The following is a 16508-nucleotide window of genomic DNA, read 5'->3' as shown; positions in this document are numbered from 1 at the left end:
CCCCTCAGCGGATGGAGCGGCCCTTGAGGGCAGCTCCGGACCGTCCCGGCACGGAGGAGCCACGCTACTCGACGCGCCACTGCCGCACCCGGAAAGCCCGGTGCCGCGCGCTCCGGCACCTCGCCCTCACACGCTCCGGCACCTCGCCCTACGACGGCCGCTGAAGCTCCGTGTCACGGTCGGGCAGCACCACCACTTCCTCCGCGGCGAACACCACTCCCACCACCGCGCCCTCCCGTGGCGCGTCCCTGAGCCCGCACTCGGCCTCAAGAACCGGTCCGCCGCCGGAGGACTCGTCGGGCCGCAGCAGCACCGCGACCCGGCTGCCACGGAACGTACGCGCCTCGACCGTGCAGCGCAGTCCGTCGCCGGGCTCGACCAGCCGTACGCCGGCCGGCCTCACCAGCACCGACCGCTCTCCTGGCGCCGATCCTTCAGGCACCGGGATCTTTCCCCAGACCGTATCGGCGGCCTCGCCGCTCACCGTCGCGTCCACGACATTGTCGAAGCCCAGGAAGCGCGCCACGAACGCCGAGGCGGGCCGCTGCCAGACCGCCACCGGTGTGCCGGTCTGGGCGACGCGTCCGTCCCGCATCACCACGACGCGGTCGGCGAGCGCGAACGCCTCGCCCTGGTCATGGGTGACGGCGAGCACGGTCGTACCCAACCGTCCGAAGAGACCGCGCAGTTCGACCACCAGCCGCTCGCGCAGACTCCGGTCGAGCTGGCCGAGCGGCTCGTCCAGCATCAGCAGCCGTGGCCGTGGAGCCAGCGCCCGCGCCAATGCGACGCGCTGCTGCTCACCACCGGACAGCTCGGCGACGGCCCGCCGCTCCGCGCCCGGCAGTCCGACGAGATCGAGCAACTCCGCGACGCGGCCGGTCCGTTCGCCGCGCGAGGCGCCGCGCATCCGCAGCCCGAAGGCGACATTGCCGCCCACGTCCCGCTGCGGAAAGAGCTGATGGTCCTGGAACATCAGCCCGACTCCGCGCCGGTGCACGGGCACGCCCGACTGGTCGGCGCCGTCCAGCCGTACCCGCCCGCCGTCCGGCGGCGTCAGTCCGGCCACCACGCGCAGCAGTGTCGACTTGCCGCTTCCGCTCGGCCCCAGCACGCATACGGTCTCGTGCTCGGCGATCTCCAGATCCACCGCGTCGAGCGCGGTACGGTCGCCGAACCGTACGGTCACGTCCGACAAGGTCAGCAGGGCCATCAGAACTCTCCGGAGCGGTCGGTACGGATACGTTCCAGCGCCAGCAGCGACACCGCGCACACCACCATCAGTACGGTGGACAGGGCCATGGCCTGCCCGTAGTTGAGTTCGCCGGGCCGCCCGAGCAGCCGTGCCACGGCCACCGGCAGCGTCGGCCGGTCCGGGCGCGCGATGAACACCGTCGCACCGAACTCACCGAGCGAGACCGCGAACGCGAAACCGGCCGCGACCAGCAACGCCCGCCGTACCAGCGGCAGATCGACATCCCGCCAGACACGCAGCGGCGACGCTCCGAGGACGGCCGCCGCCTCGCGCAGCCGTCCGTCCACCGCCCGCAGCACCGGCAGCATGGTCCGTACGACGAACGGGACGCCCACCAGGGCCTGTGCGAGCGGCACCAGAATCCAGGAGGCCCGCAGATCGAGCGGCGGCTTGTCGAGTGTGATCAGAAAGCCGAAGCCGACGGTCACCGCGGAGACTCCGAGCGGCAGCATCAGCAGCGCGTCGAAGCCGCGTACGAGCCGGCCCGCGCGCCGGGTCAGCGCGGCGGCGGCGAGTCCGCCCACCACCAGCGCCACGGCCGTCGCGACCAGCGCGTAACGGAGGGAGTTCCAGACGGCTTCCAGCGGAGGTACGAGAAAGGTCCCGCCGCTCGCGTCCACCGAGCCGAGCGCCCGGTAGAAGCCGAAACCGTACCCGCCGGGCCCGTCGAGGGAGCGCTCGACCAGTACGCCCAGCGGCAGCAGGACCAGCAGCAGCACGGTGCCGAGCACTCCGCCGAGCAGCGCCCACTGCCCGGCGCCGCGCGGTCTGCGCGCGGTCAGCGCGGGATCGACCAGTTTCAGCGCGCCCTCGCGTCTGCGTACGGTCCACGCGTGCACGGCCAGCACACCGCCGACCGCCGCGAACTGTACGAGTGTGAGCACGGCCGCGGTGGGCAGGTCGAGCAGTTGCGCGGTCTGCCGGTAGATCTCCACCTCCAGGGTGGAGTAGGCGGGGCCGCCCAGGATCTGTACGACGCCGAAGGAGGTGAAGGTGAAGAGGAAGACCATCAGCGCGGCGGCGGCCACGGCGGGCGCGAGGGCCGGCAGCGTCACTCGCCACCAGGCCATGAGCCGGCCCGCGCCCAGCACTCGCGCGGCCTCCTCCTGGCGCGGATCGAGCTGCGCCCACAGACCGCCCACGGTCCTGATGACCACGGCGTAGTTGAAGAAGACATGGGCGAGGAGGATCGCCCAGACGGTGGTGTCGAGCCGTACGCCCCACAGCTCGTCCAGCAGTCCGCCGCGCCCGAGCAGCGCGAGGAAAGCCGTACCGACGACGACCGTGGGCAGGACGAACGGGACGGTGACCACCGCGCGCAGGAGTTGTCTGCCGGGGAAGTCGAAGCGTGCGAAAACGTACGCGCCGGGCAGTGCGATCAGCAGAGTGAGCGCGGTGGAGGCGAGCGCCTGCCAGGTGGTGAACCACAGGACGTCGAGGATGTCGGGACGGCTCAGTACGTCACCGACGCGGCCGAACCGCCAGGCACCGTCGGCCTTGAGCCCACGGCCGACGATCGCGGCCACGGGATAGGCGAAGAAGACTGCGAAGAACGCGACGGGCACGGCCATGAGGGCGAGCCGGACGGCGTTCGCGCGCCCGGCCCGCCTTCTCTCCGGAGTACGACGGGTCTGCCGGTCCCGGCTCGCCGCTTTGCCGGCTACTTCACCACGAGTGAGGTCCACGACTGGATCCACTGCTCACGGTTGGCGGCGATCTTGTCGGGTGCCACGGTCTCGGGCTCGCTGACCGTCGCGCCGAACTTCGTGAACAGCTCGGGCAGCTCCACACTCTTGACGACCGGGTTGACGAACATATTGAGCGGCATGTCCGCCTGGAAGGTCTCGCTGATCAGAAAGTCCAGCAGGGCCTTGCCGCCCGCCTCGTTCCTCGCGCCCGTGAGCAGCCCGGCGAACTCGATCTGCCGGAAGCAGGTGCCGGTGGAGACTCCGGTCGGGGCCTCCTTCGGCTGCGGTTCGGCGTACAGCACCTCGACGGGCGGGCTGGAGGCGTACGAGACGACGAGCGGACGGTCGGCCTTGGCCTTCTTGCCTCCGGCCGAGCCCGAGAAGCTCTCGTTGTAGGCCTGCTCCCAGCTGTCCACGACCTGGACGCCGTTGGCCTTCAGCTTCTTCCAGTACTCCTGCCAGCCGTTGTCGCCGTACCGCGCGGCCGTGCCGAGGAGGAAGCCGAGACCGGGCGAGGAGGTCGCGGCGTTCTCGGTGACCAGCAGATTCTTGTACTGCGGCTTGATCAGATCGTCAAAAGACTGCGGAGGTGCGAGCTTCTTGTCCGCGAAATACTTCTTGTCGTAGTTGACACAGATATCGCCGGTGTCGATCGGTGTGACGCGGTTCTTGCTCCCGTCGAGCCGGGTGACCGCGTCGACCTGGTCGAGGCCCTTCGCCTCGTACGGCGTGAAGAGACCGTTGTCGAGGGCGCGGGAGAGCAGGGTGTTGTCGACGCCGAAGAAGACATCGCCCTGAGGCGAACCTTTGGTCAGGATCTCCTTGTTGAGGGCCTCGCCCGCGTCTCCGCTCTTGAGCACCTTGACCGTGTAGCCGGTCCGCGCGGTGAACTCCTTGAGCACGGCGGGAGTGGCGTTGAACGAGTCGTGGCTGACCAGAGTGACGGTCTTCGACGCCGTCCCGCCACCGCCCGTACCGGCGCTGTCGCCGGACGACGCGGAGCCGTCGGAGCCGCCGCAGGCGGCGAGCGAGGAGACACCGAGCGCGGCGGCGACCGCGGCGACCGCCATTCTTCTGACGCTGATGGTGCTCACTGATGTGGTGCTCACTGATTTTCCTCCTGGGATGTCCAGGAGAAGACGCGGCCCTGCCCGGAGTCCGGACGGACCGGACTCCGGGCAGGGCGCAACAGCTTGAGTGGTGACCGAACTTCCTACCCAGAATGACCTGGGCGAGGTTCAGAGGGTCTGTGGCCGCTGCCCGCTCTCACGGACATATGCCACACTCTCAGCGCTGTGGCGCTCCCCTGTCGGAAAATATGCAATGCGTTCGCGCCAAGGTTACATGCACCGCATATCCAGGCCCGGTTCACCTCCGAGACAGCCTGCTCACGGGCAGGTCCGTCGGCCGCGCGGCCCGCCCGCCAGGAGCCACGACGCCCTACCGCTCCGACGCGGCCAACTGCCCACACGCTCCGTCGATCTCCTGGCCGCGGGTGTCCCGTACGGTCACGGGCACTCCATGGGCCGCGATCGCCTCGACAAAGGCCTTTTCGTCCTCGGGCCGCGAGGCCGTCCACTTCGATCCCGGTGTCGGGTTGAGCGGGATCAGATTGACGTGCACCCGCTTGCCCTTGAGCAGCCGGCCCAGCCGGTCGCCGCGCCACGCCTGGTCGTTGATGTCACGGATCAGCGCGTACTCGATGGAGACCCGGCGGCCCGACTTCTCCGCGTACTCCCACGCCGCGTCCAGCACTTCCCGTACCTTCCAGCGCGTATTGACCGGGACGAGGGTGTCGCGCAGCTCGTCGTCGGGCGCGTGCAGGGAGACCGCGAGCCGGCACTTGAAGCCCTCGTCGGCGAAGCGCAGCATCGCGGGCACCAGACCGACCGTCGAGACGGTGATCCCGCGCTGCGACAGTCCCAGACCGTCGGGCTCGGGATCGGTCAGCCGGCGGATCGCGCCGACCACCCGCCTGTAGTTGGCGAGCGGTTCGCCCATGCCCATGAAGACGATGTTCGACAGCCGGGAGGGCCCGCCCGGCACATCGCCGTCGCGCAGGGCACGCATCCCGTCCACGATCTGGTGCACGATCTCGGCGGTGGACAGATTGCGGTCGAGACCGGCCTGTCCTGTGGCGCAGAACGGGCAGTTCATCCCGCAGCCCGCCTGCGACGAGATACACATCGTGACCCTGTCCGGATAGCGCATCAGCACGGACTCGACCAGAGTGCCGTCGTGCAGCCGCCAGAGCGTCTTACGGGTGGTGTCGTCGTCGCAGGAGATATGCCGCACCACCGACATCAGCTCGGGCAGCAGCTCCGCCGCGAGCTTCTGACGCGCGGCGGCCGGGATGTCGGTCCACTGCTCGGGATCGTGTGCGAACCGCGCGAAGTAGTGCTGCGAAAGCTGCTTGGCACGGAACGCCTTCTCGCCCATCGCGGCGACGGCCTCGCGGCGCTCGGCGGGAGTGAGGTCGGCGAGATGCCGCGGGGGCTTCTTGGCTCCGCGGGGCGCGACAAAGGTGAGTTCTCCAGGTACAGGCATGGTGGATCCAGTGTCGCAGACATACGAAGGAGGCCCGCTGTCCTGTGGACAACGGGCCTCCGTACGGTATCGGGCCTGGTCACAAGCGTGACCGAAGGCGCCCGGTCAGGATCCGACGAAGATCACCAGCAGCAGCCAGAACACCGGCGCCGTGGGCAGCAGCGAGTCGAGCCGGTCCATGATGCCGCCGTGTCCCGGCAGCAGGGTGCCCATGTCCTTGATGCCGAGATCGCGCTTGATCATGGACTCGCCGAGATCGCCGAGTGTGGCGGTGGCCGCGACCGCCAGTCCCAGCAGCAGGCCCTGCCACCAGATCCCGTCGTTGATCAGGAACTGCATACAGAGCGCGCCCGCCACCATGGCGAAGACGATGGCTCCGGCCAGCCCTTCCCTGGTCTTGCCAGGGCTGATGCGCGGCGCGAGCTTGTGCGTACCGAAGCGCCAGCCGACCGCGTACGCGCCCGTGTCGCTGACGACCGTGAGCACCATGAACATCAGGACCCGCCACGGACCGTCGTCCGCCGTGAGCATCATCGTCACGAAGGTGGCCAGGAACGGTACGTAGAACGCGGCGAAGATCCCGGCCGTGACGTCCTTCAGATAGCCCTCGGGCGGTTCCGTCATCCGCCAGACCAGCACCGCGAGCGCCGTCAGGGCCATCGCGACCCAGGCGCCCTCGGCACCGCGCAGATAGCCGGCGACGACCATCGCGGCGCCGCCGATCGCCAGCGGTACCAGCGGGGCCTTGATGCCCTTCTTCTCGTCCAGCCGCGAGGTCAGCTCCCACAGCCCGACGACCACCGCGACCGCGACGACACCCACGAACACGGCCTTGACGATGAAGAGCGACGCCACGACGACCACACCGAGGCCGAGGCCCACTCCTATGGCCGCGCGCAGATCACGGCCCGCCCGCTTCCTCGGTGGCGGTGGTGACTGTGCTCCCATGGGCTCCTGTGGCGTCTCGTCACGGAACAGAGGGCCGCCCGGCCGAGCACCCTCCCGGTCGTCATCCTGGTCCCCGCCGTTCGCGGGTCCGTCGGGCACGATGGGCATGGGCCGAGTCTGCTGTGTGTCCAGCGCGTCGTATGCGGGACCCGCCGGGGCGGCCCCGTGGTCGGTCGGTCCCCAGTAGTCGGTGTAACCGGAGTAACCGGCCGTCGGCGGGGCTCCCCGGGAAGAGTCGTTCATCAGACCTCGAGCAGCTCGGCTTCCTTGTGCTTGAGCAGCTCGTCCACCTGCGCGACATACTTCGCGGTGGTGTCGTCGAGCTCCTTCTCCGCGCGGCGTCCCTCGTCCTCGCCGACCTCGCCGTCCTTGACCAGTTTGTCGATGGTCTCCTTGGCCTTGCGGCGGACCGCGCGGATCGAGATCTTCGAGTCCTCGGCCTTGGTCTTGGCGACCTTGATGAACTCCTTGCGGCGGTCCTGGGTCAGCTCCGGGAACACCACCCGGATGATATTGCCGTCGTTGCTCGGGTTGACGCCGAGGTCGGAGTCACGGATCGCCTGCTCGATATTGCGCAGGGCGCTCTTGTCGAACGGGGTCACCACGGCCATCCGCGCCTCGGGCACGGCGAACGAGGCGAGCTGGTTGATCGGGGTCAGGGCACCGTAGTAGTCCGCCACGATCTTGTTGAACATCGCCGGATGTGCCCGCCCTGTGCGGATCGCGGCGAAGTCGTCTTTGGCGACCAGGACGGCCTTCTCCATCTTCTCCTCGGCCTCGAGGAGGGTCTCTTCGATCACCACTTGCTCCTGCGTGTCTTGAGTGGGCCCGGCGTGCGCGTGGGCCGGCGGAACCTGCGTCGCGTCTTCTCCTGCACGGTGTCCGACCGGCAGGGCTCTGTCCATCCCGTACGGGGCCGGCCCGGATCAGGTCCGGGTGCCCTGGTCGCTCACGAGCGTGCCGATCTTCTCACCCTTGACCGCACGCGCGATATTGCCTTCCTTCAGCAATTCGAAGACAAGAATCGGCAGTTTGTTGTCCTGGCACAGCGTGATCGCGGTCATGTCGGCGACGCGCAGATCACCCGCAATCACCTCGCTGTACTCCAGCGCGTCGAACTTGACCGCGTCGGGGTTGGTCTTGGGGTCCGAGTCGTACACCCCGTCCACACCGTTCTTACCCATCAGCAGCGCCTGGGCGTCGATCTCCAGCGCACGCTGGGCGGCGGTGGTGTCGGTGGAGAAGTACGGCATGCCCATACCGGCGCCGAAGATGACCACACGGCCCTTCTCCATATGGCGCACGGCGCGCAGCGGGATGTACGGCTCCGCGACCTGGCCCATGGTGATGGCGGTCTGGACGCGGGAGTCGATGCCTTCCTTCTCCAGGAAGTCCTGGAGGGCCAGGCAGTTCATCACCGTGCCGAGCATGCCCATGTAGTCGGAGCGTGCCCGGTCCATACCGCGCTGCTGGAGTTCCGCGCCGCGGAAGAAGTTGCCACCGCCGATGACGACCGCGATCTGGGCGCCGTCCCGGACGACGGCGGCGATCTCGCGGGCGATGGCGTGTACGACGTCGGGGTCGACGCCGAGCGCTCCCCGGCCGGCGAACGCCTCACCGGACAGCTTCAGCATGAAGCGGCCGTGCTTCGTGCCGTCGTCGCTCTTGTCGGCTTTGTCGGCCTGTTCCATGGAGATCTCCTCGTGCACATACGAAGAAGGCCATTGCCCGGGGGTCCTCGCGGTTCCCAGTGCGGCAATGGCCTCCTCGTCAGATCTGCGGTCGCCCGGCGCGTACGCGGACGACTGCGTCAGACCCTATCGGGGTCTTCGGTCGATCGCGTACGGACTCAGATGCCGACCTTGATGCGCGCGAAGCGCTTCAGGGTGACACCGGCCTCGTCCAGCACCTTCTGGACGGTCTTCTTGCTGTCCTTCGCGAACGCCTGCTCCAGGACGACGACCTCCTTGAAGAAGCCGTTGACGCGACCTTCGACGATCTTGGGCAGGGCGGCCTCGGGCTTGCCCTCCTCACGCGAGGTGGCCTCGGCGACACGGCGCTCGTTCTCGACCGTCTCGGCCGGGACCTCGTCGCGGTTGAGGTACTTCGGGGCGAAGGCGGCGATGTGCTGCGCGACGTCCTTGGCGACCTGCGCGTCTTCCTTGTCCAGCTCGACCAGCACACCGACCTGCGGCGGGAGGTCGGGCATGGTGCGGTGCATGTAGGCGGCCACATAACCGCCGGTGAACTGCGCGAAGCGGTCCAGGACGATCTTCTCGCCGAGGTTGGCGTTCGCCTCGTCCACATACGCCTGGACGGTCTTGCCGGCCTCGATCTCGGAGGCGAGGAGCGCCTCCAGGTCGGCCGGGGAGGTCGCGGCGACATGGGCGGCGAGCGTGTTGGCCACGCTCTGGAACTTCTCGCCCTTGGCCACGAAGTCCGTCTCGCACTTCAGCTCGACCAGTACGCCGGAGGTCTTGTCCTCGGAGATGAGGGAGACGACGGCGCCGTTCTCGGCCGAACGGCCCTCGCGCTTGGCGACGCCCTTCTGGCCCTTGACGCGGAGGAACTCGACGGCGCTGTCGACGTTGCCGTCGGCCTCGTCCAGTGCCTTCTTGCAGTCCATCATGCCGGCGCCGGTGAGCTCACGGAGCTTCTTGACGTCGGCGGCGGTGTAATTCGCCATGATCTGTAATTCTCTCTCGAAGGTCTGAAAGATCTACGGGTGAACGGCGGGGGCCGTCGGCCCCCGCCGTCAACTGCCGAACCGATGAAAGGTCAGGCCTGCTCGGCGTCCGCGGCCGGGGCCTCGGCCTCCGCGTCGGCGACCTTCTCCGTCTCGGCGGACGTCTGGACCTCTGCCTCTGCCTCGGGCTTGGCGGCCTCGACAACCGTCTCGTCGGTCTTCTTCTCGCCTTCGAGCAGGTCGCGCTCCCACTCGGCGAGGGGCTCGCCGGCGGCCTTCTCGCCCGGCTTGGAGTCACCGGTGGCGACACCGGAGCGGGCGATGAGGCCCTCGGCGACGGCGTCGGCGATCACACGGGTGAGCAGGGTGACGGAGCGGATCGCGTCGTCGTTGCCCGGAATCTTGTAGTCGACCTCGTCGGGGTCGCAGTTGGTGTCGAGGATCGCGACGACCGGGATGTGGAGCTTGCGCGCCTCACCGACGGCGATGTGCTCCTTCTTGGTGTCGACGATCCAGACGGCGCTGGGCACCTTCTGCATTTCGCGGATACCGCCGAGGGTCTTCTCCAGCTTGGCCTTCTCGCGGGAGAGGACCAGTAGCTCCTTCTTGGTGAGACCGGAGGCGGCCACATCCTCGAAGTCGATCTGCTCAAGCTCCTTCAGACGCTGGAGGCGCTTGTAGACGGTGGAGAAGTTGGTGAGCATGCCGCCCAGCCAGCGCTGATTGACATAGGGCATGCCGACGCGCGTCGCCTGCTCGGCGATGGCCTCCTGGGCCTGCTTCTTCGTACCGACGAACATGATGGAGCCGCCGTGCGCGACGGTCTCCTTGACGAACTCGTAGGCGCGGTCGATGTACGACAGCGACTGAAGCAGGTCGATGATGTAGATGCCGTTGCGCTCGGTGAAGATGAAGCGCTTCATCTTCGGGTTCCAACGACGGGTCTGGTGACCGAAGTGGACGCCGCTTTCCAGCAGCTCCCGCATCGTGACGACGGCCATGGCCGTACTCCTTGAGATACTCGGTTGTCGCGTCCACCGGACGGCGGACACGCCTGACGTCCCGGTGCGCTGTGCCACGGAGGACCGAGAAGCGCTGACATCGGCGCGAAGAGGGCCGATGGCGGGGCGTGCGAAGTCGACCCGGTGACCCGGATCGCCACAAGAAGTGTACGGGACCTTCGCACCCACGGGTGACGGCGCTGTCCACAACCGCTCGGTTGTCCACAGAACCGGTTCATGATCAGCGCGATCGCGTCGTTCCGGGCCACGCTGGGTACCATGATCACTGTCCGTATCGATGCACGTTCCGCTGTCCGGTCTGTCCTCTCAGTCCTCGCGCTCGTTCTCGCTCTCGTCGTCCCGCTGTTCCCACTGTTCTGTCACTCCGCCGTCGCGGCCACCGGGACGCAGGGCGAGGACGGTGGCCGGGTCTGGCCGGTCGGGCCGCGGCCCGTGGTGCTGCGCGGCTGGGAACCGCCCGCGTCCGCGTACGGTCCAGGTCACCGTGGGGTGGATCTCGCCGCCGCGCCGGGGGCCGTGGTACGGGCCGCTGCCGGAGGCCGCGTCTCCTTCGCGGGCCGGGTGGCGGGCCGTGGAGTGCTGGCGATCACGCTGACCGGCTCGGGCGTCCCGCCGCTGCGGATCACCTATGAGCCGGTGGAACCGCTGGTCTCCAAGGGCGACGAGGTGACCGCGGGCCGGCCGGTGGCCACCGTGTCCACCGGCTTGTCGCACTGCGCCGCGAGCTGTCTGCACTGGGGGCTGCTGAGAGACACCGTCTATCTGGATCCGCTGTCGCTGCTGCCACCGGAGCTGCTCCGCCCGGGCCCGTCCCGGCTGCTCCCGGTCCTCGGTGTCCCGGAGACCGCCACAAGCGCGATGCCTCTGCCGTCTCTCTCGTTGGCGCCGGCGTCCATGGCGTCGACGGCATACGGCGTACCGCATGCGGTCGTCCTGTTGGCCCTGGCGGTGTGGGCGCACCGTGCGGGGCGCCGCCGGGCGTGTGCGCGGCGGCTCAGCCCCGTACGCCGCGCAGCGCCATGGACACTGCCGCCTCGGCGATCTCCGGTGGAGCCTCGGCCACGCCGAGTTCGATACGGCGGACCGCCGCGTCCACCACGCCCTGGAGCAGCATCGCGGCGAGCCGTGGCTGGTCATGGCCGAGTTCGCCGAGGGCCTCCACGATCATGGCGATCAGACCGCCGTGCGCGGCGCGGATCTTCTCCCGGGCTCCCGCGTCGAGTTCACTCGCGGAGATGGCGACGACGGCGCGGTGCCTGCGGTCGCCGACCAGCGCGAGCTGCTGCCGTACATAGGCCTCGATCTTGCCCTCGGGCGTCTCCGCGCCGGCCATGGCCGCCTCGACCTCCGCCGCCCAGACCGGGAAGTCGACGGCGCACAGCTCTTCGACGACGGCGGCGCGCGAGCGGAAGTACTCGTAGACGGAGGACCTGGCGAGGCCCGTGCGCTCGGCGAGGGCGGGGAAGGTCAGCGCGTCCGTGCCGCCTTCGGACAGCAGGGAGCGCGCGGCGTCCAACAGGGCGCCACGTTGCATGGTCCGGTGCTCGGCCACCGAGGCCGCTCGAATCCTGGGCACGCCACCACTTTACGGATGAGGCGTCTCCGGTACAGCGTCAGCGTCCGACGTCGGCCAGCTTGGCCCGCAGTTGCAGTACGGACTTTGTGTGGATCTGACTGACCCTGCTCTCCGTCACGCCGAGGACATGGCCGATCTCGGCGAGCGTGAGGCCCTCGTAGTAGTAGAGCGTGACCACGGTCTTCTCCCGCTCGGGGAGCGTATTGATGGCGCGCGCCAGCAGCCGCCGCAGTTCGCGGTCCTCGGCGACCTCCACCGGATCGTCGGCGGCGGTGTCCTCCAGGGTGTCCATCAGGCTGAGCCGGTCGCCGCCCTCGCCGCCGACATGCAGCAGTTCCTCCAGCGCCACGACATTCGCCAGGGACAACTGGCTGAAAACCGCGTGCAGCTCCTCCAGCGCGATTCCCATCTCCGCGGCGACCTCGGCCTCGGAGGGCGTGCGTCTGAGCTGCGCCTCCAGCGTGGCGTAGGCGCGCTCAACGGCTCTGGCCTTCTGCCGTACGGAGCGCGGGATCCAGTCCAGGGCCCTGAGCTCATCGATCATCGCGCCACGGATCCGGGTGATCGCGTAGGTCTCGAACTTGATGGAGCGTTCGATGTCGAACTTCTCGATCGCGTCGATCAGTCCGAAGACGCCGGAGGAGACGAAATCGGCCTGCTCGACATTGGACGGCAGTCCCACACTGACGCGGCCCGCCACATACTTCACCAGCGGTGAGTAGTGCAGGATCAACTGCTCACGCAGCCGCTCGTCGCCCGTGGTCTTGTACGACCGCCACAGCTCGTCGAGCGACGAGGGCGCCGGGGGCCGTACGGCGCTCCGGGCAGCCGGGGGCGCTGCCGCGCGGTCAGACCCGGAGGTGTGCTGGGGCATGCGTTGCCTTGAGCCGTTCTGCAGTCGAATGCGGGGGACGTCGTCTGTCTGGGGCCGGAATGCAGGTGAGCGTAGCGTGAGTGGAGCGTCGCTCCACGCGTGCAACAGGCGACCGCGCCCGCTCCGGTGGACGCCTTCGACCACACCTTCGATCCGCGGCCGACACCGCTCGCGCCGGTCCGTCAGGCATCGCTGATGGAGTTGCAGAGATCATCGCTCTCACCCTTTCACCCGAATGCCCCAGGTCAAGTACCGCCTCGCCGCGCGGTGGCCGTCGGAGTCGGCCGGGAGGCCAGCCGCCAGCCGTCTCCGTGCCGCTCGACAAATCCCAGGGAATGGAGTTCGTACAACCTGCCGAGCGTCTCGTCGGAGCTCGTTCCGGCGCTTCGCGCGATCTCCGGCCCGGCGGCGGTGCCCCGGGCCGGCAGCGCCTCCAGGACTCGTGCGCTGACGGGATCGAGCAGATCCCTGGGCAGTACAGGTCCTCGGCGCGGCGGTGCCAGCTCACCCATGTCGCCGACCAGCTCGGCCACCTCCGCGGCGTCCGTGACCAGTACTCCCTCGCCGCGCAGCAGCTCGTGCACACCGGCCGAGAGCCCGCTGGTGACCGGTCCCGGCACGCCCATCGTGAAGCGGCCGAGCCGCTGTGCGTCGCGCGCGGTGACCAGGGAGCCGCTGCGGTACTCCGCCTCCACCACGACCGTGCCACGGGTGAGCGCGGCGATCACCCGGTTGCGCAGAACGAATCTGCTGCGCGTGGGATGGTCGCCCGGTGCCAGCTCCGCGATGACCAGGCCCTGCTGGACAATGCGTCCGATCAGCTCGGTGTGACCACGCGGATAGACCACATCCACGCCGCAGGCCAGCACGGCCACGGTCGCACCGCCGGCCGCAAGCGCGCCCCGGTGTGCCGCGCCGTCCACGCCGAACGCGGCGCCGGAAGTCACCACCCAGCCTCGCTCGGCGAGCCCCGAGCCGAGGCTCGCCGCCATATGTGCCCCATATGAGGTACACGCGCGGGCGCCCACCACGGCGACGGAGCGCAGCGACCAGATCCGCAGGTCCGGATGGCCCCGCACCCAGAGCCCGATGGGCCTGGCCTCGCCGAGATCGTCGAGCTGGCTGGGCCACTCGCTGTCGCCCGGGCAGACGAACCGTCCGCCGAGCGCGGTGACCGCCGCCAGATCGCGCTCCGGCCGGGCCGCCTCGGCCCGTATCCGATAGCCGTCGAGCCGCTGCTCGCGGACCCCGGTGAGCCGGCCGCGCCCGGCGTCCGGCGAGGTGAGCAGCGCCAGCACCTCGGCGGCGCCGAACTCGCGCAGCCACCGTCCACCGTGCTCGTCGCCGGGCTCCAGCACCCGGGTGAGCGCCGCGCGCGCCAGCCGCTCCTCCGAGCTGACTCCCGGCGTCATGACGGCCCTCCGGCCGCGACCACCGCGCCTCGGGCGATACCGGTGCGCAGCTCCAGCGCGAGGGCGACATCGCGTGCCTCCGGTCTGCCGTGCCCGGCGAGATCCGCGACCGTCCAGGCCACCCGCAGCACTCGGTCGAGGCCGCGCGCGGTGAGCAGTCCGCGCTCCAGATCGCGTTCGGCAGCCGCGAGCGCGCCGGGCACGACCGGCCAGCGGGTACGCAGCTCATGGCCGGGCACCTCGCTGTTGACCGTCCACGGAGTGCCCTCCAGACGGGCCGCCGACCGGGCCCTGGCGTCCCGTACCCGTGCGGCGACCGCCGCCGTGGGCTCGCCTCTGCCGCCTTGTCCCATCAGATCCTCGCGGTGCACGGGCTGGACGTCGACCCGCAGATCGACGCGGTCGAGCAGCGGCCCGGACAGCCTCGACTGATAGCGGCGGATCACCGAGGGCGGGCACTCGCATCCGGCGCCATGCAGGGTGTGCCGCCCGCACGGACAGGGATTGGCCGCGAGAACCATCAGAAAGCGGGCCGGGAGCCGCACCACTCCCGCGCTGCGCGCCACCACCACATGTCCCGACTCCAGCGGCTGCCGCAGTGCGTCCAGCGCGCGCCCGGAGAACTCGGGCGCCTCGTCCAGGAAGAGCACGCCACGGTGTGCCAGCGACACCGCGCCCGGTCTGGGCAGTCCGTTCCCACCGCCGACCAGGGACTGCATGGTGGCCGAGTGATGCGGCGCGCAGTAGGGCACCGTACGAACCAGCGGCTCGCCGGGCGGCAGAATGCCCGCCACCGAGTGCACCGCCGTGACCTCCAGCGACTCCTGTGCGGTGAGCGGCGGCATGATCCCGGGCAGCCGCTCGGCCAGCATGGTCTTGCCCGCTCCCGGCGGGCCCTGGAGCAGCAGATGGTGTCCGCCCGCCGCGGCCACCTCCAGTGCCTTGCGTACCGGTGCCTGACCGGCCACATCCGCCAGATCGGGCCGGTGTCCCTCGCTCTCCCCGACCCCGGCCGCCAGACCGGTGCCGACGCCCGCGCCCGGCACCATCAGCCCGGCCGTCATCGCGTCCGGGCGCCCCCTCACGGTGTCCCGTGGCTCCTCGGGCACCGGCTCATCGGTCAGTACGGCGATGAGCTGCCGCAGGCTCCGTACTCCGAGGACCGACACCCCGGGCACCAGGGACGCCTCGCCCGCGGTCTGCTCGGGAACGACCACCTGGCGATAGCCGGCCTCGGCCGCCGCGAGCACCGCCGGCAGCACCCCGCGCACCGGTCTGACCCGCCCGTCGAGGCCCAGCTCCCCGATCAGCACCAGATCGGCGATGGCAGCGGCGTCAAGGCGCTCGGCCGCACCGAGCACCGCAGCGGCGACCGCGAGATCGAACCCGCTGCCGCCCTTGGGCACGGACGCCGGGCTCAACCCCACCGTGAGCTTCTTCTGCGGCCACTCGGCGCCGGAGTTCACCACCGCCGCCCTGACCCGGTCCCGGCTCTCCACCAGGCTCTTGTCCGGCAGCCCGACCAGTGTGAACGCGGCCACGCCCGGCTCCAGATCCGCCTGGACCTCGACCACCACACCCTCGACACCCACCAGCGCCACCGAACACGCTCGCGCGAATCCCATCAGGCCACCCCCCGCGCATGCTCGACCTCGGGCGCGCCCCGTCGGGGCACCACCACTCCGATCAGATCGATCCGCACTCCGCCGGGCGGCGGGCCGCCGCACCGCTCCAGCCAGCAGCCCGCGAGCCGTCTCAGCCGGTCCGCCTTCTCCTGGGTGACCGCGGCCATCGGATGCTCGAACGAGCCGGCCCTGCGGGTCTTCACCTCACAGACGACCAGCACATCACTGCCCCGGGCATCGCTGTCCCGGGCCACGATGTCGATCTCGCCCGTCCTGCCGCACCGCCAATTGCGTGCCAGCACGGTCATCCCGGACTCGGCCAGCCGACGCGCCGCCAGCTCCTCGCCGTACCGTCCTAGTGCCCCCGTCGCGTTCATCTCGGCACCACCTCCGGCACCGACTCTGACGCGACCGCCCGTAGCAAGTGGATCTTGGTGGACAACTCACCCGTTGTGGATAACTCGGTCACCCTCACGAGCGGGCCGGGCGCCTCCCAAGACGGTCACAGCGGCCCCTCACAGGACGAGCCCGCAGGCCCGGCTCATGTCCTTCAGCCGCCGGGCAGTTCGAGGTCGCTCTTGTTCAGCTCCTCGATATTCACGTCCTTGAATGTAAGGACACGCACCTGCTTGACGAACCTGGCCGGCCTGTACATGTCCCAGACCCAGGCGTCCGCCATCGTGACCTCGAAGAAGACCTCACCCTGCACCGAGTGCACCTGCATCTCGTAATCATTGGTGAGATAGAAACGTCGCTCGGTCTCGATCACGTATTTGAACAGACCGACGACATCGCGGTACTCCCGGTAGAGCTTCAGCTCCATCTCGGTCTCGTACTTCTCGAGGTCCTCGGCGCTCATGGCATGTTCCCCTTCA

General features: G+C 69.5%; 15 protein-coding genes, 1 pseudogene and 1 riboswitch. Of the genes and pseudogenes, 1 reads left to right on the top strand and 15 read right to left on the bottom strand.

Annotated elements, in window-relative coordinates:
• Nucleotides 1–148 precede the first annotated feature (148 nt).
• The 9 genes from ACFV6H_RS02955 to rpsB all read right to left on the bottom strand — a co-directional run bounded on the left by ACFV6H_RS02955 (nt 149) and on the right by rpsB (nt 10125).
• A complete protein-coding gene (locus ACFV6H_RS02955; protein ID WP_384985062.1) occupies nt 149–1213 on the bottom strand; it encodes an ABC transporter ATP-binding protein in 1065 nt (354 codons plus the stop codon).
• Nucleotides 1213–2826: an ABC transporter permease gene (locus ACFV6H_RS02950; protein WP_385537944.1), complete on the bottom strand. Its 1614-nt coding sequence runs from the start codon at nt 2824–2826 to the stop codon at nt 1213–1215. The genes ACFV6H_RS02955 and ACFV6H_RS02950 overlap by 1 nt, the downstream gene beginning before the upstream one ends.
• 89 nt (nt 2827–2915) lie before the next feature.
• Nucleotides 2916–4013 carry a thiamine ABC transporter substrate binding subunit gene (locus tag ACFV6H_RS02945; RefSeq protein ID WP_385537941.1) on the bottom strand — a complete coding sequence of 366 codons (1098 nt, stop codon included), beginning with the start codon at nt 4011–4013 and terminating at the stop codon, nt 2916–2918.
• Nucleotides 4014–4135: 122 nt separating this feature from the next.
• Nucleotides 4136–4261: riboswitch (TPP riboswitch) on the bottom strand.
• Between the two features lie 122 nt (nt 4262–4383).
• On the bottom strand, nt 4384–5490 hold the full coding sequence (gene rlmN, locus ACFV6H_RS02940; protein WP_093589777.1) for a 23S rRNA (adenine(2503)-C(2))-methyltransferase RlmN: 1107 nt from the start codon (nt 5488–5490) through the stop codon (nt 4384–4386).
• Between the two features lie 105 nt (nt 5491–5595).
• Nucleotides 5596–6681 (bottom strand): phosphatidate cytidylyltransferase, encoded by a 1086-nt coding sequence (locus tag ACFV6H_RS02935; RefSeq protein ID WP_385537782.1) that lies wholly within the window; start codon nt 6679–6681, stop codon nt 5596–5598.
• Complete coding sequence (gene frr, locus ACFV6H_RS02930; protein WP_046499668.1) at nt 6681–7238, bottom strand: ribosome recycling factor; 558 nt, start codon at nt 7236–7238, stop codon at nt 6681–6683. The genes ACFV6H_RS02935 and frr overlap by 1 nt, the downstream gene beginning before the upstream one ends.
• A gap of 126 nt (nt 7239–7364) precedes the next feature.
• Entirely contained in the window at nt 7365–8129 is a 765-nt protein-coding gene (pyrH, locus tag ACFV6H_RS02925; protein ID WP_046499667.1) for a UMP kinase, read from the bottom strand.
• A 158-nt stretch (nt 8130–8287) separates the two neighbouring features.
• Entirely contained in the window at nt 8288–9124 is an 837-nt protein-coding gene (gene tsf, locus ACFV6H_RS02920; protein ID WP_093589771.1) for a translation elongation factor Ts, read from the bottom strand.
• A gap of 92 nt (nt 9125–9216) precedes the next feature.
• A complete protein-coding gene (rpsB, locus tag ACFV6H_RS02915) occupies nt 9217–10125 on the bottom strand; it encodes a 30S ribosomal protein S2 (protein WP_093589768.1) in 909 nt (302 codons plus the stop codon).
• 279 nt (nt 10126–10404) lie between these two features.
• Here rpsB and ACFV6H_RS02910 point away from each other — a divergent pair.
• Nucleotides 10405–10986: pseudogene (locus ACFV6H_RS02910) on the top strand (peptidoglycan DD-metalloendopeptidase family protein); the annotation flags it as partial.
• A 154-nt stretch (nt 10987–11140) separates the two neighbouring features.
• Here the strand turns inward: ACFV6H_RS02910 and ACFV6H_RS02905 are convergent.
• From ACFV6H_RS02905 to ACFV6H_RS02880, 6 genes are all read right to left on the bottom strand, one after another.
• A complete protein-coding gene (locus ACFV6H_RS02905; RefSeq protein WP_384985211.1) occupies nt 11141–11698 on the bottom strand; it encodes a TetR/AcrR family transcriptional regulator in 558 nt (185 codons plus the stop codon).
• Between the two features lie 61 nt (nt 11699–11759).
• Entirely contained in the window at nt 11760–12596 is an 837-nt protein-coding gene (gene whiG, locus ACFV6H_RS02900; protein ID WP_093589763.1) for an RNA polymerase sigma factor WhiG, read from the bottom strand.
• Between the two features lie 245 nt (nt 12597–12841).
• Nucleotides 12842–14008 (bottom strand): DNA-processing protein DprA, encoded by a 1167-nt coding sequence (gene dprA / locus ACFV6H_RS02895; protein ID WP_385537775.1) that lies wholly within the window; start codon nt 14006–14008, stop codon nt 12842–12844.
• The gene (locus tag ACFV6H_RS02890; RefSeq protein WP_385537772.1) at nt 14005–15633 is read right to left on the bottom strand and encodes a YifB family Mg chelatase-like AAA ATPase; all 1629 of its coding nucleotides are present in this window, start codon (nt 15631–15633) and stop codon (nt 14005–14007) included. The genes dprA and ACFV6H_RS02890 overlap by 4 nt, the downstream gene beginning before the upstream one ends.
• On the bottom strand, nt 15633–16010 hold the full coding sequence (locus tag ACFV6H_RS02885; protein WP_384985045.1) for a YraN family protein: 378 nt from the start codon (nt 16008–16010) through the stop codon (nt 15633–15635). The genes ACFV6H_RS02890 and ACFV6H_RS02885 overlap by 1 nt, the downstream gene beginning before the upstream one ends.
• 173 nt (nt 16011–16183) lie before the next feature.
• Nucleotides 16184–16492, bottom strand: coding sequence for a DUF2469 domain-containing protein (locus ACFV6H_RS02880; protein ID WP_014675276.1), 309 nt, complete (start codon nt 16490–16492; stop codon nt 16184–16186).
• Nucleotides 16493–16508: the final 16 nt, after the last annotated feature.

It is taken from the genome of Streptomyces sp. NPDC059743, assembly GCF_042732975.1.
In the GTDB taxonomy this organism is placed as follows: Bacteria; Actinomycetota; Actinomycetes; order Streptomycetales; family Streptomycetaceae; genus Streptomyces.
The sequence above is the reverse complement of the archived record's forward strand: the minus strand, read 5'-3'. Positions and strand labels throughout refer to the sequence as shown.

Bases quoted from the DNA above. Each gene is read 5' to 3' on its own strand.
- ACFV6H_RS02945 (WP_385537941.1), bottom strand. From the start codon at position 4,013: ATGGCGGTCGCCGCGGTCGCCGCCGCGCTCGGTGTCTCCTCGCTCGCC.
- dprA (WP_385537775.1), bottom strand. From the start codon at position 14,008: ATGACGCCGGGAGTCAGCTCGGAGGAGCGGCTGGCGCGCGCGGCGCTC.
- tsf (WP_093589771.1), bottom strand. From the start codon at position 9,124: ATGGCGAATTACACCGCCGCCGACGTCAAGAAGCTCCGTGAGCTCACC.
- ACFV6H_RS02955 (WP_384985062.1), bottom strand. From the start codon at position 1,213: ATGGCCCTGCTGACCTTGTCGGACGTGACCGTACGGTTCGGCGACCGT.
- whiG (WP_093589763.1), bottom strand. From the start codon at position 12,596: ATGCCCCAGCACACCTCCGGGTCTGACCGCGCGGCAGCGCCCCCGGCT.
- rpsB (WP_093589768.1), bottom strand. From the start codon at position 10,125: ATGGCCGTCGTCACGATGCGGGAGCTGCTGGAAAGCGGCGTCCACTTC.
- ACFV6H_RS02890 (WP_385537772.1), bottom strand. From the start codon at position 15,633: ATGGGATTCGCGCGAGCGTGTTCGGTGGCGCTGGTGGGTGTCGAGGGT.
- ACFV6H_RS02950 (WP_385537944.1), bottom strand. From the start codon at position 2,826: ATGGCCGTGCCCGTCGCGTTCTTCGCAGTCTTCTTCGCCTATCCCGTG.
- ACFV6H_RS02880 (WP_014675276.1), bottom strand. From the start codon at position 16,492: ATGAGCGCCGAGGACCTCGAGAAGTACGAGACCGAGATGGAGCTGAAG.
- ACFV6H_RS02935 (WP_385537782.1), bottom strand. From the start codon at position 6,681: ATGAACGACTCTTCCCGGGGAGCCCCGCCGACGGCCGGTTACTCCGGT.
- rlmN (WP_093589777.1), bottom strand. From the start codon at position 5,490: ATGCCTGTACCTGGAGAACTCACCTTTGTCGCGCCCCGCGGAGCCAAG.
- ACFV6H_RS02885 (WP_384985045.1), bottom strand. From the start codon at position 16,010: ATGAACGCGACGGGGGCACTAGGACGGTACGGCGAGGAGCTGGCGGCG.
- pyrH (WP_046499667.1), bottom strand. From the start codon at position 8,129: ATGGAACAGGCCGACAAAGCCGACAAGAGCGACGACGGCACGAAGCAC.